This window comes from Pseudomonas sp. MEJ108, assembly GCF_030208985.1.
Taxonomy (GTDB): Bacteria; Pseudomonadota; Gammaproteobacteria; order Pseudomonadales; family Pseudomonadaceae; genus Aquipseudomonas; species Aquipseudomonas fragariae.
This window is the reverse complement of the sequence record NZ_JARVSW010000025.1, coordinates 22,938-44,249: the sequence shown is the minus strand read 5'-3', so window position 1 is coordinate 44,249 and position 21,312 is coordinate 22,938. Positions and strand designations below refer to the sequence as shown.

Genomic DNA, 21,312 nt, shown 5'->3' with positions numbered 1-21,312 from the left:
ACAGCATCTGGCGGCAAAATCAATCGTCGTCAAAGTTGTAACTGCCCGGTGCCAGATTCTCGAAGCGCGTGTATTTGCCGATGAACGCCAGGCGCGTGGTGCCGATGGGGCCGTTACGCTGCTTGCCGATGATGATCTCGGCAATGCCCTTGTGCTCGGTTTCCGGGTGATACACCTCGTCCCGGTAAACGAACATGATGACGTCGGCATCCTGCTCGATCGCTCCGGATTCCCGGAGGTCGGAGTTGATCGGGCGTTTGTTGGGACGCTGCTCAAGGGAGCGGTTGAGCTGCGACAGGGCAATCACCGGGCAGTTGAATTCCTTGGCCAGTGCTTTCAACGAGCGCGAGATCTCGGAAATCTCGTTGGTACGGTTGTCGCCACTGGAGCCGGGAATCTGCATCAACTGCAGGTAGTCGATCATGATCATGGCGATGTCGCCATGCTCACGCACGATCCGCCGCGTCCGCGCGCGCATTTCGGACGGGCTGATACCGGCCGTGTCGTCGATGAACAGCTTGCGGTCATTGAGCAGATTGACCGCCGATGTCAGACGCGGCCAGTCATCGTCATCAAGCTGGCCGGCCCGCACCTTGGTCTGGTCGATGCGCCCCAGCGAGGACAACATACGCATGATCAGCGATTCGCCTGGCATCTCCAGCGAGTAGACCAGCACCACCTTGTCACTGCGCAGCACCGCGTTCTCGACCAGGTTCATGGCGAAGGTGGTCTTACCCATCGACGGACGTCCGGCGACGATGATCAGGTCGGAGGGTTGCAGTCCGCTGGTCTTTTCATCGAGATCGGTATACCCGGTCGACAGCCCGGTAATGGCGTTGTCGCTGTTGAACAGCGTATCGATACGGTCGATGGCCTTGGTCAGCAGGTCGTTGACGCTGACCGGACCGCCGGTCTTGGGGCGCGCTTCGGCGATCTGGAAGATCTGCCGTTCAGCCTCGTCAAGAATCTCTTCGGCGGTCCGGCCTTCGGGGTTGAACGCACTGTCGGCGATTTCGGTACTGATGCCGATCAACTGCCGAAGCGTGGCCCGGGCCCGGACGATCTGCGCGTAGGCCTTGATGTTGGCGACAGAAGGCGTGTTTTTCGCCAGCTCACTGAGGTAGCCCAGGCCGCCCACTTGCGAGGTCTGCCCTTCCTTGTCCAGCTGTTCAGCCAGGGTGACCACGTCGATCGGGCTGTTCTGGTCGGCCAATCGGGCGATGGCGCGGAATATCAGGCGGTGGTCATGTCGATAGAAATCGCCATCGGAAACTTGATCGAGCACCCGCTCCCAGGCGTTGTTGTCCAGCATCAGACCACCGAGTACAGCCTGTTCGGCCTCAATGGAATGTGGCGGCACCTTCAGGGCGGCGGTTTGCAGATCGTATTGCTCGGGGGCGGAAATATCGTTCATGGCCACTTTAATTCGGGGTTTGCAGAATGGGGATGGCACAAAGACAAAGGGCACGACCTGTAAACAGGATCGTGCCCGATGTTAATCCTCTGGCAGCAATGCCGCCAGACGATTACGTGTTGCTTAAGCAGCCACTACGACAACGCGTACGGTTGCTTCTACGTCGCTGTGCAGGTGCACGGCTACGTCGAATTCACCAACGTTGCGGATAGTGCCGTTCGGCAGACGAACTTCGCTTTTTGCAACTTCAACGCCAGAGGCGGTCAGTGCATCAGCGATGTCGTGGGTGCCGATCGAACCGAACAGCTTGCCTTCGTCACCAGCGGTGGCAGTGATAGTCACTTCCAGCTCAGCCAGTTGGGCAGCGCGAGTTTCGGCAGATGCTTTCTTGTCTGCAGCCAGTTTTTCCAGCTCGGCACGACGCTCTTCAAACGCAGCCACGTTGGCAGCGGTTGCAGCGGTTGCTTTGCCGTAAGGCAGCAGGTAGTTACGACCGTAGCCGGCCTTAACGTTTACTTTGTCGCCCAGGTTGCCCAGGTTGGCGACTTTTTCCAGAAGGATCAGTTGCATGTGGAAATCCTCTTAACTTTTAACCTTCACCGTTCGCAGGACCATTGCCGGAATCTTTCGAGCTCCGGCGACCGCGAAAATCAATCAGGCTGTCGACAATGGCAATTACCACGAGCAACGGATAAATCAGCTGCATGAACACCAGCAGCGTGATGTACATCCCCACCAGCCAGAACCTGGACAGACGCTTTTCAGCGACCAGTCCGTGAATCAGGGCCAGGCCCGCAAAGACCAGCGGTACGCTGCACAGCGGTGTAAGCATCGCTATCTGCGGACCGAAATTCGGCCCCACCAGCATGCACACCACCAGCACCAACGCGGGTACCAGCGGGAGTTTCACGGCGCGAAATTCACGCCCGAAACCACCAGGGTTGTACAACATCGCCTGCCAGTACCGCCCAAGAATCAGGCACAGCACACTGACGATTTGCAGCACAGCCGCTATCAGGCCATTCAGGACGGGTGCAATCAGTGCCCCCAGACGCGCTCGCTCTTCTACGTTCAACTGCTCGTAGAGCCCGGCCAGCATTGTCGGCAGATGTTTCTGCAACTCCTGCGACATTGCTTCCAGAGGTTCGCGAAAAACCGTGCCCAGAATTACTGCATACACCACACCCAACGCCACGCTGACCAGCAGCACGCGGACCCAGGACTCGCTGGCACGCAAAACCATTGCCAAACTCAGTGAACCCGCCAGCACCATGGCTGTACGAGGTTCACCGAAATACCACCAGACCAAAGCCGGCAGCAGAGCCCAGGACAGGACACCAACGGCATCACTGAACCCGCGTCGCAGGAGCACAAGGCACCCTGCGGCAGCACTCAACCAGAACAACAGCGGCAATGCCGCACATCCAGCCACTACGAGAGTGGCCTGCATACGGCCGCGCATGATGAATTCAGCCAGGGCACGCATGCTTTCTATCCTTTGTTACGTTTTGTCGACTACCTGGTCTCAGCGGCCGTGGCTGTCGGTGTAGGCCAGCAGGGCCAGGAAGCGGGCACGCTTGATAGCGGTGGCCAGCTGACGCTGATAACGTGCTTTAGTACCCGTGATACGGCTTGGAACGATTTTGCCGGTCTCGGATACGTAGGCTTTCAGAGTGTTGAGATCTTTGTAATCGATCTCTTTGACGTCTTCAGCGGTGAAGCGGCAGAATTTACGACGACGGAAGAAACGTGCCATGTAATTGGCTCCTCAAAAGGTCCGTGGATTACTCGTCAGCGTTATCGCTAACGTCGCTGTTGTCGCCGTCATCGCCATCGGCGCTGTCGGAGTGCTCAGGACGGTCACGACGCTCACGGCGCTCACTGCGGTTCTCTTCAGCCTTGAGCATCTCGGACTGGCCGGTTACGGCTTCGTCGCGACGGATGACCAGGTTACGGATCACAGCATCGTTGTAACGGAAGTTGTCTTCCAGCTCGGCCAGAGCCTTGCCAGTGCACTCAACGTTCAGCATCACGTAGTGAGCCTTGTGAACATTGTTGATTGCGTAAGCCAGTTGACGACGGCCCCAATCTTCCAGACGGTGGATTTTGCCGCCGTCTTCTTCGATCAGCTTGGTGTAACGCTCTACCATGCCGCCGACTTGCTCGCTTTGATCCGGGTGGACCAAAAAGATAATTTCGTAATGACGCATGAATGCTCCTTACGGGTTGTAGCCTGCCGCTCAAATAGCGGTCAGACAAGGAGTGAATGACACTGTTGGTCTTGCTCAGGGACAGGCACATGCGCGCCTGCCGTGACAGCAAGGGGCGCAAGTGTAGAGAAGGCAGCTGCAAGCTGCAAGTGGAAAGCTACAAATGGGGAAGGAGCTACAAGCTGCAAGTGGAAAGCTACAAGTAGAAGCAGTCCGCTTGTAGCTTGTAGCTTGAGGCTTGCAGCTGCTACTAAGCCGGCTTCCGCTTGGCGGATCGCTGGCGTAGCGCTTCGAACAGACACACGCCGGTCGCGACCGACACGTTCAGACTGCTGACACTGCCCGCCATCGGCAGGCGCACCAGATAATCACAATGCTCACGGGTCAGGCGACGCATGCCCTTGCCTTCGGCGCCCATGATAATGATGGTCGGCCCGGTCAGGTCCTGCTGATACAGCTCGACCTCGGCCTCGCCCGCAGTCCCCACCACCCACAATCCGCGCTGCTGCAGTTTTTCCAGCGTACGTGCCAGGTTGGTAACCGCCACCAGCGGAATGACCTCGGCGGCACCGCAGGCGACCTTGCGCACGGCTGGCGTCAGGGTTGCGGATTTGTCCTTGGGTACGATGACCGCCAGCGCACCTGCTGCATCAGCAGTACGCAGGCAAGCGCCGAGGTTGTGCGGATCGGTCACGCCGTCCAGCACCAACAGCAGCGGCGAGCCTTCACTGCGGTCCAGCAGTTCGTCGAGCATGGCCTCGCCCCAGACCTGACTCGGGCTCACATCAGCAACAACGCCCTGATGCACGCCCTCGACCCAGGCATCCATTTCGCGGCGCTCGGCCTGCCCGATGGTCACGCGATTCTCGGCTGCCAGCGCCACCAGCGTCTGGACGCGAGGGTCGTTACGACCCTCGGCCAGCCAGATGTGCTTGACGCGTTTCGGATGATGACGAAGTAACGCTTCTACGGCGTGAACGCCGTAGATTTTTTCCAGCTGACTCATGACTTGGCCTTGGGTTTACGAGCGCCACTGCTTTTCGCAGCTGGCGCGGAGCCCGTTTTTGACGAGCCTTTACGGTGTTTGCTGGCCGGCTTGCCCGATGAAGGCGCAGAGCCCGACCTGTCAGACTTTCCCGACGATGCCTTGCTACCACCCTTCGCGTCTGCCAGAAGCGCTTTTTTCAGCTCGCGGCTTTTACGCACTTCTGCGTTTTTCGCCGCGGCATCGCTCGGGCGATACGCTTCGGGGCTGCTTTCCTTGGTCGAAGCGCTACGACGCCCGGACTTGGCCGGCGCCTTGTCCTTTTCAGCCGTGGTGGTGGCAGCAGGTGCCGCGGTGTCATTACCACGACGCTTGCGCGCCGTCGGCTTCGCAGCCGCTGCCGCTTCGGAGATCTCGAAATCGATCTTGCGCTCGTCCAGATCGACGCGCATGACCCGCACTTCAACGGTGTCGCCCAGGCGGAAGTTACGCCCGGTACGCTCGCCGGCAAGGCGGTGGTGCAGCGGATCGAAGTGGTAGTAGTCACCCGGCAAGGCGGTCACGTGGACCAGGCCTTCGACATAGATATCGGTGAGCTCGACGAACAGACCAAAGCCGGTTACAGCGGTGATCACGCCCGGGAACGACTCGCCGACGCGATCCTTCATGTATTCGCACTTGAGCCAGTTGACTACGTCGCGCGTAGCCTCGTCGGCACGGCGCTCGCTCATCGAGCATTGTTCGCCCAACTGGTCGAGCAGCGCATCGTCGTACGGGTAAATGCGCGCCTTCGGAATCGTGGCCGCGCCGGCACGACGAACGTGCGGCGTATCCTGCTTGGAGCGAATGACACTGCGGATCGCGCGATGAGTCAGCAGGTCCGGATAACGACGGATCGGCGACGTGAAGTGCGTGTACGCTTCGTAATTCAGACCAAAGTGACCGTTGTTGTCCGAGCTGTAGACCGCCTGACTCAACGAACGCAACATCACGGTCTGGATCAGGTGGTAGTCAGGACGGTCGCGAACGGTTTCAAGCAGCGCCTGATAATCCTTAGGTGTCGGACCTTCCTTGCCTTTGTGCAGCGTCAGACCCAGTTCACCGAGGAATGCGCGCAGTTTTTCCAGGCGCTCTGGCGGCGGACCGTCGTGGACGCGGTACAACGCAGGAATTTCATGCTTCTTCAGGAACTGCGCGGTGGCCACGTTGGCGGCCAGCATGCATTCCTCGATCAGCTTGTGGGCATCGTTACGGGTGGTCGGACGGATTTCGGCAATCTTGCGCTCGGAACCGAAGATGATCCGGGTTTCCTGAGTTTCGAAATCGATCGCACCACGAACATGGCGCGCGCCCAGCAATACCTTGTACATGGCATAAAGCTGTTTGAGGTGCGGCACCACATCGCCGTACTCGCCACGCAGGCTCTTGGCTTCAGCGGTTTTCGGCTGTTCCAGAATCGTGCTGACCTTGTTGTAGGTCAGGCGAGCGTGGGAGTGGATGATGCCTTCGTAGAACACGTAGTCAGTCATCTCGCCGGTCTTGGAGATGGTCATCTCGCAAACCATGGCCAGACGATCGACGTGCGGGTTCAGCGAGCACAGGCCGTTGGACAATTGCTCAGGCAGCATGGGCACGACGCGCTCGGGGAAATACACCGAGTTGCCGCGCACCTGGGATTCGGCATCCAGCGCCGAGCCGATCTTCACGTAGCTCGATACATCGGCAATTGCCACGTAGAGCTTCCAGCCACCGGAGAACAAACGCAGTTTGCCCGGTTTGGCTTCGCAATAGACCGCATCGTCGAAGTCGCGAGCGTCTTCGCCGTCGATGGTCACGAACGGCAGATGGCGCAGATCGACGCGGTGTTCCTTGTCCTTCTCTTCGACTTCCGGCTTGAGCTTGGCAGCCTCTTTGAGCACTGCCTCGGGCCACACATGCGGGATATCGTAGGTACGCAGCGCGACATCGATCTCCATGCCGGGCGCCATGTAGTTGCCCACCACTTCGATCACATCGCCCTGCGGCTGGAATCGCGGTGTCGGCCAATGGGTGATTTTCACCTCGACGAACTGGCCGATCTTGGCGCCGTTGTTACGACCCGGCGTTACCAGCACTTCCTGCTGGATTTTCGGGTTGTCGGGTACGACAAAACCAATGCCGCTTTCTTCGAAATAGCGACCCACGATGCTTTCGTGAGCACGCGAGATCACTTCGACGATCACGCCTTCGCGGCGGCCGCGACGGTCAAGGCCGGAAACACGCGCCAGCGCCCGGTCACCGTCGAACACCAGGCGCATTTGCGCCGGGCTCATGAACAGGTCGTCGGAGCCGTCGTCCGGTACCAGAAAGCCGAAGCCATCACGATGCCCGGAGATGCGACCCAGGATCAGGTCAAGCTTGTCTACCGGTGCATAAGTGCCGCGACGGGTGTAGATCAACTGGGCGTCACGCTCCATCGCCCGAAGGCGGCGGCGCAGAGCCTCGAATTGATCTTCGGTGGTCAGGCCGAACTCTTCGACCAGTTGCTCGCGACTGGCCGGCGAACCGCGCTCGGCAAGGTGCTGCAAGATCAGCTCGCGGCTGGGAATAGGGTTTTCGTATTTTTCCGCTTCACGAGCGGCCTCGGGATCGAGGGACTGCCAATCGGCCATTAGATAGTTTTCACCTTGTATATATAGGGGTTAGTTTGGCATAGACCTCATGAAACGGGAAATTTCACGCTCAATCCACTGGACAAAAAGCCTCTCGGACCCCGCTGAAACACCCGAAACACGCCGTCCGCGATTTTTTTCGGTTTTTTTGCACTGCCGGGCTTTACAGCCTAAAAGACGCTCCGTATAGTGCGCGCCATCGACAGGTTGATGCCTGTCGATACTGCCCAGATGGTGAAATTGGTAGACACGCCAGCTTCAGGTGCTGGTGACCGCAAGGTCGTGGAAGTTCGAGTCTTCTTCTGGGCACCAATTCAGGCAACAGACTACAACAGTCTCAAGCCTCACAAAAACCCGCGAAAGCGGGTTTTTGCATTTTCAGGGTTTGATTATTAAATCAAAACAGGGGTTTACAGAGTAAAACGATCGCCGTATAGTGCGCCCCATCAACGGCGTACGCGCTGCTGATGCTGCCCAGATGGTGAAATTGGTAGACACGCCAGCTTCAGGTGCTGGTGACCGCAAGGTCGTGGAAGTTCGAGTCTTCTTCTGGGCACCAATTCAAAAAAACCGAGCCAATGGCTCGGTTTTTTCGTTGTGGATCGATGGGTTAGTGCATTACTTGGACACTAAACTAGTCAGGAAAAATCGAGCGGCTAACACCATAACCAAAATGTTCTATTCCTCCCATTTTTAAATCATCCCGATCAATGGCCCTATCTGGTCCGGTCCAGAAACCCTTTACGGTCCGAGGAGATGCGCCCTTGTCGCTCGTCCAGACCGCTAAACCAGGGTAGAAAGGGGCTTTATATCCGAGAGGAATAAAATCAAAGCCGAACATGCCCCGACTGTCAATCCTGAGCTTACGCCAAGTGGCGACACTTGGAATCACTAGACCTCTACTCTCAGCAATGGCCTTACAAGCTGAATAGGTGCCGTACGCCAGAAACTTCAGCATGGCAACTCCCTGAACAGTCACTTCGACACTCACTACCTGCTTGTTGGAATCTTTGACCTCGATGATTGCAGACCCATTATCTATCGCCAGTATGAGCCCGTCCGAATAGACGTACACCACAGACTCGTCGCTTGACTCATAAGAGTAAGGCTGCACGCCACCACTCACGTCTAAAAACTGTGTTGCTCCCGAAGTCAGCAAACTAACTCCGTTCGGTGGAGGGTACGTTACTGTCAGTGTTATTTTTGAAGACGCCACACTCAGAAGGTTTTCCTGCGGCGGTACGAATTGCCGAACTGTCAAGATCAGCGGCGGCAGAGCTTCGGCATAAGCATCATTGAAGTCTCCGTCATGCGTCACCTGAGCATAGACCTTCAACTCGGTGCCGCTCATGAGACTGTCAAATTCAGCGCGAGCAATAGAGACCTTCAGATCCTGCCTCGTATCAGCGTTGGCAATTTCCCTGGCTGTCCACACTTTGATTTCCAGCGGGCCCCCACCCTTGTCCGTGCCCTCCAGACGTAGCCACACTCTTTGACCGGCTGCCATGAACGGCCATTTCTTGAGCGCAACCACGATGTCGGTTGTTACCGCGACCAGATCCAGCAACTCTCCAGGCGCTTGCTCTATCACCGGCTGAGGCATGTCGTCCAGACCCAGCATCTCGACATCAATAATGGTGTATTCAGACTCTACCGGCGTGGTCAGCCCATTGCGCGTGACCTGATAATAGACCCAGACCTCTGCACCGATATCTGCACCAATCGCCGGGGCCGGGATAACGAACTCCAGCGCCTTGCTCACGTTACTGACCGTCTGTGGCGCTATATCCGGTGTTCCTGGACCGTCGGTTCCGATCCAGAAAAGCCTGACCGTGTCGCCAATGGCAATACCAGGATAAGGCTGGACCACGACCGTTGTGCCGTTTTGCGCAGCCATCGGATCGAGCGCCCCTTCGACTGACGCGAGAACCTCGGCAGCGGGAAGCAAAAGATCAGCCGGCTGAGGACCGACCGAAAACGACTCTTCCTGAGACCTGAACTTCTGGGTCTTGCCACTCAGCCCCTGTCGCTCTATGACGTAATAGGCAGAAGCCTTCTTGTTGAGTGCTGCATTGACAGTCGCAGCAGGAATGTTGAATACCAGGTCAAGACTGACATTGGCAGCATCAACCGCCTGGATACCCAACGTAACAGGAGCGCCCCCTTCAGCCGGCTGCCAGTAAGCCGTAACGCTGTCTCCCTCCTGAGTTTCTGCAAAAGGCACGATGAGGTTTATGTCTTTGCTTACAGGCGCAGGACTAATCTTGCCATCCTTGAAACCTTCCAGCATCGCGCCCGCCAACACTCTGGAATCCGCCGCTTCCTGCTGCTTCTGGCTGCCTACAAAAAACTGATAGTCGGCAGAACGGAAGCTGGCTTTCTCTCCGCCTGGCAAGACACGCTCAAGCAGGTAATAAACCGTGACTATCTTGCCTCGATTGAACTCGATCGGGTCGTCCAGATAGACGTCAAACTTCATGTCTGCGTCGACATTCAACGCAGTAATAGTGCCCTCATACGAAAAACTCTTCTGCTTCGAAGAGTCACTCCAGAACAGCGTGACCTTATCGCCGACCAAGGTGCCTGCGGGGGGAATGTGAACAGAGATCAAGTCAACGTCAGGTTTGCCAGGCGCCGTAAGGTTATCCAGATCGAGCCGTCCATCGGCAACTTCGGTGATAAAGGGTGGCAAGCCCGCAAGGCTTGGGCCCACATAGAGGGTGCGCTTGGGCGAGGTGTACCACACCCCGTCTCTATACACCTTGTAGTAGATATTCATGACGCCATTCAACAGCGGCTTTAGGTCTGCACCCGCCCAAGTGAATGTGGCCGGACGACGTTTCAGATTGCTTGAACTGATGGGCCGGTCCTGATCCGTGAAGTTGATAGCCTTCTGGTTGACGTCAACCCCCTCCCTGACAAGCCGGACCGTATCACCCAGCTGCATGCCCGGATAATCGAGGCTGACGGTCACGAAGTTGACCGTCGACTTGACACTGATATGATCCGGATCGATGGAATCATTGATGGCTTCAAGCAAGTCGGGAGCCGGCAGATAAAGGCCACGGACTTGAAAAGTCAGAGGGTACGACGAGCGAATCTTACGGGATTTGTTGTCCGGCCCCGGCCTGACCACGTACTGAAGAGTCGCCGTCTGGCCGGCGAGCGACTTCACATCATCGGACGGCACGGTCAAGGTACGTACATCACCCCCTGCAATGTTCTGCGCAGTATAAGACGTCGCCCTACTGACCGGCTTTCCATTCTGGGCCGTGCCTTTGAAGTGCATCTGAACATGATCGCCCGGCTCAAAATTCAGGTAAAACTGAGCAAATGCCGACGCCGCCCTTACGCTCAGCGCGCGGTCGCCCAGATAGGCCATGTCCGCTAACGATGGCGGAGATGATGGCTTGTCGGGATAGCCCAGCTGAACATAATTCCCTCTTGTGACGGGATCAGTCCTCCAGCCCCCTCCTACGACGATCGGGGCAGCAGGCACGTCATTTAAAATTGTCATTGTATTCCATCCTTAGAATAAAAATCAGTTATCCCTCTGTGCTTTTTCGGTCGGACACAGAGTGGAAAGCTCTTTCCTCAACACAAGCTGCTGTTGACGGTAGAGGGTCAAATCCACAGGCATGACTATCGGAAATAATAGGTAAGTCGTCAGGAAAAATCAGACCTTTCGCAATGACTCAGGCACACTGAAACTATTAATTACAGTGCAATAGCTATACATGTACTGCGGCATGGAACGGCCCTTACCCGAAGAACATCGAAAAGCGACGACAGGGGAATGAATAGCTAAAAACTGCCCAAGGTAGCCTTTCACTATGACAGCGACAGACTTTCCCCGGGCACTAATGGACCTGCAAGACAAATGTCGTTTATATCTTCAAGCCAAAGCCATAGGCTGTATCGCCACCTATCACGATGTCTTTCAGATCCTTATCCTTGTCATCATCCGGGAAATAGCTCTTTCTGGTAAACGGAAGACTACCACCATCACTTGCCCAGACCCGTCTATCCCACTGCTGTCCCGCAGGCGCTGCCGGGAGGTCGAGGCTTAACTTTCCGCCACCCTCGGCACGAAGCCTGCGCCAGGTAGCCAGCTCCGGAATGACAAGCCCCCTGCTGTCGGCAATTTTCTTACACTCTGTGTAAGTACTGAAATTCAGGTACTCCAACGTGGAAATACCTTGGACAGTGACCGTTACGTACACAACCTGGCCAAGGGAATCTCGCACCTGGACATATACAGATCCGTTCTTCCTGGCCATCAAAAGGCCTTTAGCATCGACCTCGACGATAGACGAATCCCCGGACACGAACGTATAAGGACCTTTACCGCCACTAACAACCATCAACTGACTTGAATCAGGCGGCACTGCAGCAGTGCTGCCTGGCTTCGGATACGCAGCGCTTAAGGAAACATCTGAAAACTTGACACTCAGCAAGCTGCCTTGCGGTTTGATTGTCAAACTCAGCGTCGGAAAGTCTTCAGCGTAGGTGTCACTGAAGTCACCATCGAACGTAACCTTTGCAAATACCTGCAACTGACTGCCCGCCGCCAACTTATCGAACTGGGCCCGAGTGATAGTAATAGCCAAGTCCTGCTTTGCATCGGCATCGGTCAATATTCTGGCCGTCCAGACGTTGATCTCCACGGCACTACCATCCTGGGCAGTACCTTCCAGGCGCAACCACACCCGTTGACCGGCGGCCATGAATGGCCACTTCTTGAGCGTTACCACGATGTCGGTTTTTACCGAGGCCAGATCCAGCAGATCTGCAGGTGCCTGGCCGACCACTGGCAGAGACAGGTTATCCCCACCCAGTGTATCGACCTCGATGATGGTGTCGTCAGAATCTATCGGATTGATCAGCCCGTTGCGCGTGACCTGATAATAGACCCAGACCTCTGCCCCGGTATTGGAACCAATTGCCGAGGCTGGAATAACGAACTCCAATGCCTTGCTCACACTGCCGACCGTTTGTTCGGCTATAGCTGGCGTCCCGGGGCCGTCAGTACCGATCCAGAAGAGCCGGACCTTGTCGCCGACAGCAATGGTGGGGTAAGGCTGAACAACCACTGTCGTGCCATTTTGCACGGCCATCGGATCAAGGACCCAGTCAACAGACGCCGGAACCTCAGGAGCAGGAAGCAATAGACCAGCCACCTGAGTGCCTACCGAAAACAGTTCTTCTTGAGACCTGAACTTCTGAGTCTTGCCGCCAAGCCCTTTTCGCTCAATAACGTAGTAGACAATGGCCTTTTTGTTGAGCGCTGTACTGACGGAGGCCGCGGAAATATTGAATACCAGGTCGATATTCACGTTGGCTGCATCAACAGCCTGAACACCCAATACGACCGGATCCCCCCCTCGGCCGGCTGCCAATAAGCCGTAACACTGTCTCCCACCTGAGTCTCGGCGTAAGGCACGGTGAGTTTTGTTCCAACGCTCGCAAGAGCAGCATCCATCTTGCCGTCTTTGACACCGTCCACCACAGCGCCGGTCAAAACCCTGGCATCTGCAGCCTCCTGATCCTTCTGGCTGCCGACAAAAAACTGATAGTCAGCAGAACGAAAACTGACTTTACGTCCATCTGGCAGGACACGCTCAAGCCGGTAAAAAACCGTCACAACCTTGCCTCGGTTGAATTCAATGGGATTATCCAGATACACATCAAATGACATGTCGCCATCGACATTCTGCTGGGTAATAACTCCCTCATCGGTAAACGTCTTCTGTTTTGACGAGTCACTCCAGAACAGCGTGATTTTGTCTTTTACCAGGGTTCCAGCGGAAGGAATATGAACATTGATAGAGTCAGCAATTTTGTCCGGATCGAGGCGATTATCAGAAACCTCGTTGATAAATGGCGGCAAACTCGCAAGACTGGGTCCGACATAGATATTGCGCTTGGGCGAGGTATACCAGACGCCGTCTCTATAAACCTTGTAGTAGATACTCATGATCCCATTGACCAGCGGCTTGATCTCGGTATCTGTCCAGGTAATTTTCATTGGACGACGCTGTAGATTGCTGGCACTGATGGGCCGGTCTTTGTCAGTAAAGTTAATTGCATTCTGCTTGGCGTCCACGCCTTCCCTGACCAGTTTGACAGTGTCCCCAAGCTGAATACCTGGGTAATCGAGACTGACCGTTACAAAGTTGACTGCGGCCTTGGCACTGATGTGGTCCGGGTCGATAGAGTCGTTGACGGCTTCCAACAATTCGGGAGCCGGCAGATAAAGACCTCGAATCTGAAACTCAGCAGGTCGCGATGTGCGAACCTTGCCAGTCTTGTTGGAACTTGCGGGCCTGACGACATACTGAATAGTCGCCGTTTGACCGGCGAGTGCTTTCACAATATCAGACGGCACCGTCACGGTACGTACATCCCCACCCACGACAGATCGCGCTGTGTAAGACGTACTCCAACTAATCAGCGATCCACTCTGAGACTTACCCTTGAAATTAATCTGAACGTGCTCGCCAGGAGCGAAATTCAAGTAATAAGTGTTCCATATCGGCGACAGCCTGACTCCGAGCCCCCGCCCTGCAAGGTAGGACATATCCAACGGCGAGGGGGGCGATGACGGCTTGTCGGGGTAGCCTAGCTGAACATATTTTACTCCTGTAGCCGCATCAGTTCTCCAGACGCCCCCAACACCTACCGGGGCAAGAGGAACCTCCAATAAGACAGTCATATTCATTCCTTCCATAGAAATAAAGTTATCTATCCGGCTGTACGTTCTGAGGCCAGCACAGTACAGAGTGCTCATCAGTCATCATGAGCACTTATTCACTGTAGAGGGTCATTGCTTGCAGGATCACTATCAGAAGTAACAGGTTGACGTTTTAAAAATAGACTTCTTGCGATTAGCCAGACACAACCAACTTCGTGTCCTTGAAAATAAGTCCGCGACGCTTCGCTACGATGTCAGCACTTTGTCAACCATCGTGCTGGGCGCCCCCGCAGACCAGGGTATAAACCAGACCTTTTTCCAAAAACGCTCAACACGTCAAGCCCGAAACTGCCCCAGGCTCGCCTTCAACTGTGCAGCCAGTCCATCGAGCACTTTGCCGCTGGCGGTCGTCTCCACCACAGCCTTCGCAGCACGCTCGGCCTGAGCATGGATCACCTCTACCCGACCACGCACCGCCTGGGCACCTTCAGCCTGATGAACGGCCGCCTTGGTCGCCAGACCAATGGCCGCATGCACCTGCTCCACCGAGGCCTGCACCGTCTGCTGGCGCTTGGCGCTGTCGCGCAATACCTCCAGCCCCTCCTTGGCCTGACGCCCGGCGATGCCGATGGCAGCGACCGCCTCTTTCGCGCCGCGCTGCAAGGCCACGATGTGTTCCTGAATATCGCCCGTCGAGCTTTGAGTCTTGCTGGCCAGCGCCCGCACCTCATCGGCCACCACGGCAAAGCCCCTGCCCGTCTCCCCTGCACGGGCCGCTTCGATAGCTGCGTTCAGCGCCAGCAGGTTGGTTTGTTCGGCAATACCATGAATGACTTCCAGCACCACCTCGATCTGCTGACTTTGCTGCGCCAGACGCTCGATGACTTGCGCACCGGTCTCGACCTGCCCCGCCAACGCTTCGATCAGCCCGCCAACCTGACTGGACGTGCGGGTGTTTTCGTCGGTCGCCTGCTTGATGTCGATAACCTGACGCAAAGCCGCCTGCATCGCGTGGCTTTCCGACTGCGCCTCGTCGGCCATCTGCTCCAGCGCTTTGAGGCTGGCCGCTACTTCGTCCCGCTGCAATTCGGCCGCCGCATCGGCGCCGGCGTTACGCTCGCTCATGACACCGATTTCCTGCCCGGTGCGCTGCGCCACTTCGCCTGCCTCGCGGACGATAGGTTGCAGCTTGTCGATGAAGCGGTTGACCGCGGCCGACATATCACCAATCTCGTCATTACTGTCCAGCTTGACGCGCTTGGTCAGATCACCCTCACCCGCCGCCAGGTCATTGAGTGCCGCGATCAGCAGATGCAGCTTGCTGACAACCCGACGTCCGAGCACCACCGCCAGTAACAGCAATACGCCCAGGCCGACCAGGGCCAGGCCCATGCCGATTCTCCAGCGCAGTGTTTCGGCAGCTTCCTGAACCGCAACACGCGTGTTGGCGGTCATCGCCACCCCTGCCGCCTGAGCCGACTGCAGACGCGTGCGCAAGGCGGTCGAGCTGTCTTTCGAGGCACTGGCAAGGCTGTCGGACACCAACTGTTCACCACTGGTGATCAGGGTCGCGAAACGCTTGTCCAGGGCGGCAAGATTCTCTTCGACCGTTGCCGTGGATACACCCATGCGCACCTTGCCGATCTCCACACCGTTAGGGCTGATGGACGCTTCAACGTAATACACAGAAGGATCGTTTTTCGCCGCATTGAGGACCTTGTCCATCGCCCGCTCGCCTTCGCCCTTGGCCAGCAAGGCCTTGACCAGCGGATTGTCGCGGTTCATGTAACGCGTAAGGTGCTCACCTGCGGCGTCGTCATAAACCACGAACAGTACATTGGGATTGCGCTGGGCACGGCGTGCGAATTCGGAAAGCGTTGGTGTGTCGTTGTCCCACATGGCGCGTGGAGCGACGGCGGCGAGCAGTTCAGCCATGTCGGTCGCGGACTCGCGAAGGTCTTTCTCCAGCGTGGCACGCAGTTGAGCCTGCTCGTCCTTCAGACGGGTAGAGAGCCCGACACTCAGGCGCTGACGAGTGCTGGCTGACAACGCATCGAGGCTCGACCTCACTTCGCTACTCGCCGACTCCAGCTCTGAGGAAAGATGTTGCGAATCTACCCCGAGACGACTGGCGAGATCAGCCTCAAGCGCGGTGACCGTGCTCCGGGTAAGCGCAACCGCCACCACCACCTGCACCAAAAGGGCGATGCCCAAGGCAATGAAGACCGGGCGCAACAAACGACTTTGCAACAGAGATAAGACAGCAGACACAGGAGAATCCCTCCACCCTCAGCGCCACTAAAATGATGGCACTTTTCTGTCATCTTTGTAGCAAGCGCCGTGCCGTGACACAAGTCTCACTTTTGTGCGCTTCCCGGCCCTCGGCGCGAAAATAAAAAAGGGCCGCACATGCGACCCTTTTTGGCACAGCCCGGTGACGTATCAGCCGAACGGATGACGCAGCACGATGGTTTCGTTGCGGTCAGGACCGGTCGAAATGATGTCGATAGGCGCACCCACCAGCTCTTCGACACGCTTGATGTAAGCGCGAGCGGCAGCAGGCAGCTCTTCGAGGGTTTTGGCACCCAGCGTGGATTCGCTCCAGCCTGGCATCTGCTCGTAGACCGGACGCAGACCCAGATAGCTGTCAGCGTCGGTAGGCGCGTCGATGACTGCACCCTCTTCGTTCTCGTAGCCCACGCAGATGTTGATGGTTTCCAGACCATCGAGCACGTCCAGCTTGGTCAGGCACAGGCCCGAGATGCTGTTGATTTCGATGGCGCGACGCAGGATGACGGCATCGAACCAGCCACAACGGCGTGCACGACCGGTGGTGGCACCGAACTCATGACCACGCTTGGCCAGGAAGGCACCGACGTCGTCGAACAGTTCTGTCGGGAACGGACCCGAACCCACGCGTGTGGTGTAGGCCTTGGTGATGCCCAGGATGTAATCCAGGTACATCGGACCAAAACCGGAACCGGTGGCAATGCCGCCCGCAGTGGTGTTGGAGCTGGTGACGTACGGGTAGGTACCGTGGTCGATGTCCAGCAGCGAACCCTGGGCACCTTCGAACATGATGTCCTTGCCGTCGCGACGCATTTCATGCAGCGCAGCGGTGACGTCAAGCATCAGCGGCTTGAGCATGTCAGCGTATTCCATGCACTCGTCGAGCGTCTTCTGGAAGTCGATGGCAGGCTCTTTGTAGTAATTGACCAGCACGAAGTTGTGATAGTCGAGCAGCTCGCCCAGCTTGGCGGCGAAACGCTCGCGATGGAACAGGTCGCCGATGCGCAGACCGCGACGTGCAACCTTGTCTTCGTAGGCCGGGCCGATACCACGACCGGTGGTGCCGATCTTGAACTCGCCGCGGGCTTTTTCACGCGCCTGGTCGAGTGCCACGTGGTACGACAGGATCAGCGGGCAGGACGGGCTGATGCGCAGGCGCTCGCGCACCGGAATGCCTTTCTCTTCCAGCTTGACGATTTCGCGCAGGAGCGCGTCGGGAGCAACCACCACACCGTTACCGATCAGGCACTGCACGCCTTCGCGCAGCACACCGGACGGAATCAGGTGCAAAACGGTTTTCTCACCGTCGATCACCAGCGTGTGGCCGGCGTTGTGGCCACCCTGATAGCGAACTACGGCGGTAGCATGTTCGGTCAGCAGATCAACGATCTTGCCTTTGCCCTCATCACCCCATTGAGTGCCCAGGACTACGACATTCTTACCCATAACACTTGTCCTCATTCACGCAAACTTGGTGCCGGCGGCGGCCGGCAGGAATACTCAAGAAGCCAGCGGCATTACCTGCCAGTGCTCGCCATGCTGAATCAATTGCCGGTCACAGTCGGCTTCACGCGCGGCGCTCGCCTGCTGCCCAGGCAACGCCTGAACCACACGCTGACCTTCACTGCGCAACTGGCAAACCATCTGCCAGAGTGCCGCATCCGTACTGTCCGGCACCCAGATGCCACCAGACGGTAAGACGATTTCTGCCTGCCCCAGGGTAACCAGGGTTTTCAGGTCGGTGGAAAAGCCGGTCGCCGGACGGGCACGACCGAAGTCGGCACCGATGTCATCGTAACGACCGCCCTGAGCGATCGACTGACCCACGCCCGGTACGAATACCGCGAACACCACACCGGTGTGGTAGTGGTAGCCGCGCAGTTCGCCCAGGTCAAAGTACAGCGGCAACTGCGGGAAACGCGCAGCCAGACGCTCGGCGATCGACAGCAGGTCATCCAGCGCGGCCAGCACTGGCGTCGGCGCGCCGGCCAGACGATCACGCGCGGCGTCGAGCACCTCACGACCACCACACAGATCAACCAGTGCGCGCAGCATCATTGCCAGCTCTTGCGGCAGATCGGCGGTGAGGGCAATCACCTCATCGATGGCCTTGCGCTGCAGCGCATCGAACAGCTGCTGCTCGACTTCACCCGACAGGCCGGCGGCGCGCGCCAGACCGCGATAGATACCGACATGCCCGAGGTCCATGTGCACATCCGGCACATCGGCCAGTTGCAGCATGGCCAGCATCAGGCTGATGACTTCGACGTCGCTGCTCGGGCTCGCATCGCCGTACAACTCGGCACCCAGTTGTATGGGGCTGCGCGAGGACGACAGCGCACGCGGCTGGGCATGCAGGACACTGCCTGCGTAGCACAGACGGCTCGGGCCTTCACGCTTGAGGGTGTGGGCATCGATACGTGCAACCTGCGGCGTGATGTCGGCACGAAAGCCCATCTGCCGGCCCGATTGCGGGTCGATAACCTTGAAGGTGCGCAGATCCAGATCCGAACCCGCGCCAGTCAGCAGGGACTCGAGATACTCGATATGCGGGGTGACGACAAACTCATAGCCCCAGCTCTGAAACAGATCCAACACCTGACGGCGCGCTACTTCAATGCGCGCCGCTTCCGGTGGCAGTACTTCTTCGATGCCATCTGGTAGCAGCCAGCGGTCGACCGTTGCCATTACGCCATTCCCCTGTGATCCAGGCGGCCAGCCTACAGGCCGACCTTGAGTGAAGCAGAAAGTGATGCGCCGTATGACGGGCACGACAAATGCCCGAGACAGGCCTTGCAGACCACTTTCCTCGAAAAATCTTGCCGCGTTCCGATTCAGATACGGCCAATCAATCGTGCAGACGCAAAAAAGCCGGGAATTTCCCGGCTGCCGCATGATACACACGTTTCACCGTACGTTCACCCCACCGGGCGGTTTTGCCGCCCGGCGGATGATTAATTACGGCTTGGCTTTTTCCATGTAGCGAAAGAATTCGCTGTTCGGATCAAGCACCATCACGTCGCTCTTGTTCGCAAAGCTTTCGCGGTAGGCACGCAGGCTGCGATAGAACGCGTAGAACTCCTGGTCCTGACCATACGCCTTGGAATAGATCGCGGCAGCCTGGGCATCACCATCACCACGCGCTTCTTCCGCCTCGCGATAGGCCTCGGCCAGCAGCACACGACGCTGACGATCGGCGTCGGCACGGATGCCTTCAGCCAGCTCGTTACCCTTGGCACGGTGCTCGCGCGCTTCACGCTCACGCTCGGTGCTCATACGTTCGAAAACGCTGCGATTCACTTCCTTCGGCAGATCGATGGCCTTGACCCGGACATCCACAACTTCGATGCCCAGTTCTTTCTCGGCCATGCGGTTCAGCGAACCGGTGATATCCGCCATCAGCGCGTCTCGCTCACCCGACACGACTTCGTGCAGGGTGCGCTTGCCGAACTGGTCACGCAGGCCGGATTCCAGACGACGCGAAAGACGCTCGTCGGCGATCTGCTTGAGGCCGGAAGTCGCGGTGTAGAAACGCTCCGCATCCTTCACACGCCACTTGGCGTAGGCATCGACCATGACCGCTTTCTTTTCCAGTGTCAGGAAGCGCTGGGTCGGTGCATCGAGGGTCAGCAAACGACCGTCGAACTTGCGCACCTGGTTCACGTAAGGAACCTTCACATGCAGACCCGGCTGAACGTCAGCCTGGACCACACGACCGAATTGCAGCAGAACAGCGCGTTCGGTCTGGGACACTATGTAGAAGCTGTTCCAGGCAATGACCGCCAGTATCACGCCAACAATAAGGGTGATCAGTGATTTGTTACTCATCAGCGAGTCTCCCTGGTACGTACTTCACCACGCTGCTGAGCCTCAGTCGCCCGGGCGGCGGCAGCAGCAGCGGCAGCATCATTGGCTGACTGCGATGGCGTACCTGAATTGGAGCCATTGCCGGTACCGCTGCGGCTGCTTTCGATCATCTTGTCGAGCGGCAGGTAAAGCAGGTTGTTCTGCCCCTTGTCGCCGGTCACGAGCACCTTGCTGGTGTTGCTGAAGACTTCCTGCATGGTGTCCAGATACAGACGCTGGCGGGTGACTTCAGGTGCCTTGCGGTACTCGGCAACCAGTTTGGTAAAGCGATCCGCCTCACCCTTGGCGCGCGAAACCACTTCATCGCGATAACCGTTGGCATCTTCAAGAATACGCTGAGCCTGACCACGGGCTTCCGGGATCACACCATTGGCGTAGCTTTCAGCCTGGTTACGTGCACGCTGCTCGTCTTCACGGGCGCGAATCACGTCATCAAAGGCTTCCTGCACTTCACGCGGCGCGGCGGCGCTCTGCACGTTCACCTGGGTCACGGTGATACCGGTGCGGTAGGTATCGAGGAAGCGTTGCAGACGCTCCTTGATTTCGCTGGCCATCAGTTCGCGGCCTTCAGTCAGGACCTGATCCATCGCCGTGGAACCCACGACATGACGCAACGCACTTTCAGTCGCGTGCTGCAGGCTGATTTCAGGCTGATCGACGTTCAGCACGAACGCCTGAAGATCGCTGATCTTGTACTGCACGGTCAGCGGCACTTCGACGATGTTCTCGTCTTCGGTGAGCATCTGGCCCTGCTTGCTGTAGGCGCGCTCGCGAGTCACGTTCTCCATGTACTTGCGATCGAACGGCGGGAAGTAGATGTTAAGGCCCGGGCCCACGGTCTCGTGGTACTGACCGAAACGCAGCACGACAGCCTGCTCTTGCTCGTCGACCACATAGATAGCGCTGTAAAGCCAGAAAGCGACGAGTACGACAAGCCCGATGCCGAGCAGGCCGAAGCCACCGCCCTTGCCTGAACCGCCACCACTGCCACTGCTGCCGCCATCGCTGCCGCGTTTGTTACCGCCGCCGAACAACCCCTTCAGGCTTTCCTGCAGCTTACGGAAGGCCTCGTCGAGATCAGGTGGTCCCTTGCGGTCGCCGCCACGGCGTTTGCCACCCCAGGGATCTTGATTATTCGAGTTGCCACCCGGCTCATTCCAAGCCATAGCGCTCTCCATCTGATAAAGCAAAGACGCGCCCGC

14 protein-coding genes, 2 tRNA genes and 1 pseudogene are annotated in these 21,312 nt (G+C 57.5%); 3 read left to right on the top strand and 14 right to left on the bottom strand.

Translation table 11 applies throughout. The features are described from left to right. Nucleotides 1–19 precede the first annotated feature (19 nt). The 5 genes from dnaB to rpsF form a co-directional block, all read right to left on the bottom strand. Nucleotides 20–1,414, bottom strand: coding sequence for a replicative DNA helicase (gene dnaB, locus QRN50_RS13195; RefSeq protein ID WP_003317209.1), 1,395 nt, complete (start codon nucleotides 1,412–1,414; stop codon nucleotides 20–22). A 123-nt stretch (nucleotides 1,415–1,537) separates the two neighbouring features. Then, nucleotides 1,538–1,984, bottom strand: a complete 447-nt coding sequence (rplI, locus tag QRN50_RS13190; RefSeq protein ID WP_003317208.1) for a 50S ribosomal protein L9 — start codon at nucleotides 1,982–1,984, stop codon at nucleotides 1,538–1,540. A gap of 19 nt (nucleotides 1,985–2,003) precedes the next feature. Next, nucleotides 2,004–2,900 carry a YybS family protein gene (locus QRN50_RS13185; RefSeq protein WP_010427802.1) on the bottom strand — a complete coding sequence of 299 codons (897 nt, stop codon included), beginning with the start codon at nucleotides 2,898–2,900 and terminating at the stop codon, nucleotides 2,004–2,006. 39 nt (nucleotides 2,901–2,939) lie between these two features. Continuing rightward, nucleotides 2,940–3,170, bottom strand: coding sequence for a 30S ribosomal protein S18 (gene rpsR, locus QRN50_RS13180; protein ID WP_002551829.1), 231 nt, complete (start codon nucleotides 3,168–3,170; stop codon nucleotides 2,940–2,942). Nucleotides 3,171–3,198: 28 nt separating this feature from the next. Continuing rightward, nucleotides 3,199–3,624: a 30S ribosomal protein S6 gene (rpsF, locus tag QRN50_RS13175; RefSeq protein ID WP_002551828.1), complete on the bottom strand. Its 426-nt coding sequence runs from the start codon at nucleotides 3,622–3,624 to the stop codon at nucleotides 3,199–3,201. 56 nt (nucleotides 3,625–3,680) lie between these two features. On the opposite strand from rpsF, the gene QRN50_RS13170 reads away from it, so the two are divergent. Continuing rightward, nucleotides 3,681–3,830, top strand: a complete 150-nt coding sequence (locus QRN50_RS13170) for a hypothetical protein (RefSeq protein ID WP_158226677.1) — start codon at nucleotides 3,681–3,683, stop codon at nucleotides 3,828–3,830. A gap of 44 nt (nucleotides 3,831–3,874) precedes the next feature. On the opposite strand, the gene rlmB is transcribed toward QRN50_RS13170, so the two are convergent. Together rlmB and rnr are read right to left on the bottom strand one after the other, a co-directional pair. Beyond that, nucleotides 3,875–4,630 carry a 23S rRNA (guanosine(2251)-2'-O)-methyltransferase RlmB gene (rlmB, locus tag QRN50_RS13165; protein WP_003414481.1) on the bottom strand — a complete coding sequence of 252 codons (756 nt, stop codon included), beginning with the start codon at nucleotides 4,628–4,630 and terminating at the stop codon, nucleotides 3,875–3,877. Continuing rightward, entirely contained in the window at nucleotides 4,627–7,260 is a 2,634-nt protein-coding gene (gene rnr, locus QRN50_RS13160) for a ribonuclease R (RefSeq protein ID WP_004407829.1), read from the bottom strand. The genes rlmB and rnr overlap by 4 nt, the downstream gene beginning before the upstream one ends. Before the next feature lie 225 nt (nucleotides 7,261–7,485). On the opposite strand from rnr, the gene QRN50_RS13155 reads away from it, so the two are divergent. Next, nucleotides 7,486–7,572 (top strand) — tRNA-Leu (locus QRN50_RS13155). Between the two features lie 160 nt (nucleotides 7,573–7,732). After that, nucleotides 7,733–7,819: transfer RNA gene (locus tag QRN50_RS13150), tRNA-Leu, on the top strand. Between the two features lie 75 nt (nucleotides 7,820–7,894). On the opposite strand, the gene QRN50_RS13145 is transcribed toward QRN50_RS13150, so the two are convergent. The 7 genes and pseudogenes from QRN50_RS13145 to hflK form a co-directional block, all read right to left on the bottom strand. Continuing rightward, nucleotides 7,895–10,777, bottom strand: coding sequence for a hypothetical protein (locus QRN50_RS13145; protein ID WP_096126666.1), 2,883 nt, complete (start codon nucleotides 10,775–10,777; stop codon nucleotides 7,895–7,897). 370 nt (nucleotides 10,778–11,147) lie between these two features. Then, a pseudogene (locus QRN50_RS25740) lies at nucleotides 11,148–13,975 on the bottom strand (Ig-like domain-containing protein). Nucleotides 13,976–14,290: 315 nt separating this feature from the next. Then, on the bottom strand, nucleotides 14,291–16,225 hold the full coding sequence (locus tag QRN50_RS13130) for a methyl-accepting chemotaxis protein (RefSeq protein ID WP_058398820.1): 1,935 nt from the start codon (nucleotides 16,223–16,225) through the stop codon (nucleotides 14,291–14,293). A gap of 171 nt (nucleotides 16,226–16,396) precedes the next feature. Then, nucleotides 16,397–17,689: an adenylosuccinate synthase gene (locus QRN50_RS13125; protein ID WP_003366319.1), complete on the bottom strand. Its 1,293-nt coding sequence runs from the start codon at nucleotides 17,687–17,689 to the stop codon at nucleotides 16,397–16,399. 54 nt (nucleotides 17,690–17,743) lie between these two features. Then, nucleotides 17,744–18,931: an ATP phosphoribosyltransferase regulatory subunit gene (locus QRN50_RS13120; RefSeq protein WP_024638302.1), complete on the bottom strand. Its 1,188-nt coding sequence runs from the start codon at nucleotides 18,929–18,931 to the stop codon at nucleotides 17,744–17,746. 270 nt (nucleotides 18,932–19,201) lie between these two features. After that, nucleotides 19,202–20,071 carry a protease modulator HflC gene (hflC, locus tag QRN50_RS13115; protein WP_096126664.1) on the bottom strand — a complete coding sequence of 290 codons (870 nt, stop codon included), beginning with the start codon at nucleotides 20,069–20,071 and terminating at the stop codon, nucleotides 19,202–19,204. Next, nucleotides 20,071–21,276: an FtsH protease activity modulator HflK gene (gene hflK, locus QRN50_RS13110; protein ID WP_024638304.1), complete on the bottom strand. Its 1,206-nt coding sequence runs from the start codon at nucleotides 21,274–21,276 to the stop codon at nucleotides 20,071–20,073. The genes hflC and hflK overlap by 1 nt, the downstream gene beginning before the upstream one ends. Between the last annotated feature and the right edge of the window lie 36 nt (nucleotides 21,277–21,312).

Coding starts and splice junctions, on each gene's coding strand:
- dnaB (WP_003317209.1), bottom strand. CDS start 1,414: ATGAACGATATTTCCGCCCCCGAGCAATACGATCTGCAAACCGCCGCC.
- rplI (WP_003317208.1), bottom strand. CDS start 1,984: ATGCAACTGATCCTTCTGGAAAAAGTCGCCAACCTGGGCAACCTGGGC.
- QRN50_RS13185 (WP_010427802.1), bottom strand. CDS start 2,900: ATGCGTGCCCTGGCTGAATTCATCATGCGCGGCCGTATGCAGGCCACT.
- rpsR (WP_002551829.1), bottom strand. CDS start 3,170: ATGGCACGTTTCTTCCGTCGTCGTAAATTCTGCCGCTTCACCGCTGAA.
- rpsF (WP_002551828.1), bottom strand. CDS start 3,624: ATGCGTCATTACGAAATTATCTTTTTGGTCCACCCGGATCAAAGCGAG.
- QRN50_RS13170 (WP_158226677.1), top strand. CDS start 3,681: ATGACACTGTTGGTCTTGCTCAGGGACAGGCACATGCGCGCCTGCCGT.
- rlmB (WP_003414481.1), bottom strand. CDS start 4,630: ATGAGTCAGCTGGAAAAAATCTACGGCGTTCACGCCGTAGAAGCGTTA.
- rnr (WP_004407829.1), bottom strand. CDS start 7,260: ATGGCCGATTGGCAGTCCCTCGATCCCGAGGCCGCTCGTGAAGCGGAA.
- QRN50_RS13145 (WP_096126666.1), bottom strand. CDS start 10,777: ATGACAATTTTAAATGACGTGCCTGCTGCCCCGATCGTCGTAGGAGGG.
- QRN50_RS13125 (WP_003366319.1), bottom strand. CDS start 17,689: ATGGGTAAGAATGTCGTAGTCCTGGGCACTCAATGGGGTGATGAGGGC.
- QRN50_RS13120 (WP_024638302.1), bottom strand. CDS start 18,931: ATGGCAACGGTCGACCGCTGGCTGCTACCAGATGGCATCGAAGAAGTA.
- hflC (WP_096126664.1), bottom strand. CDS start 20,071: ATGAGTAACAAATCACTGATCACCCTTATTGTTGGCGTGATACTGGCG.
- hflK (WP_024638304.1), bottom strand. CDS start 21,276: ATGGCTTGGAATGAGCCGGGTGGCAACTCGAATAATCAAGATCCCTGG.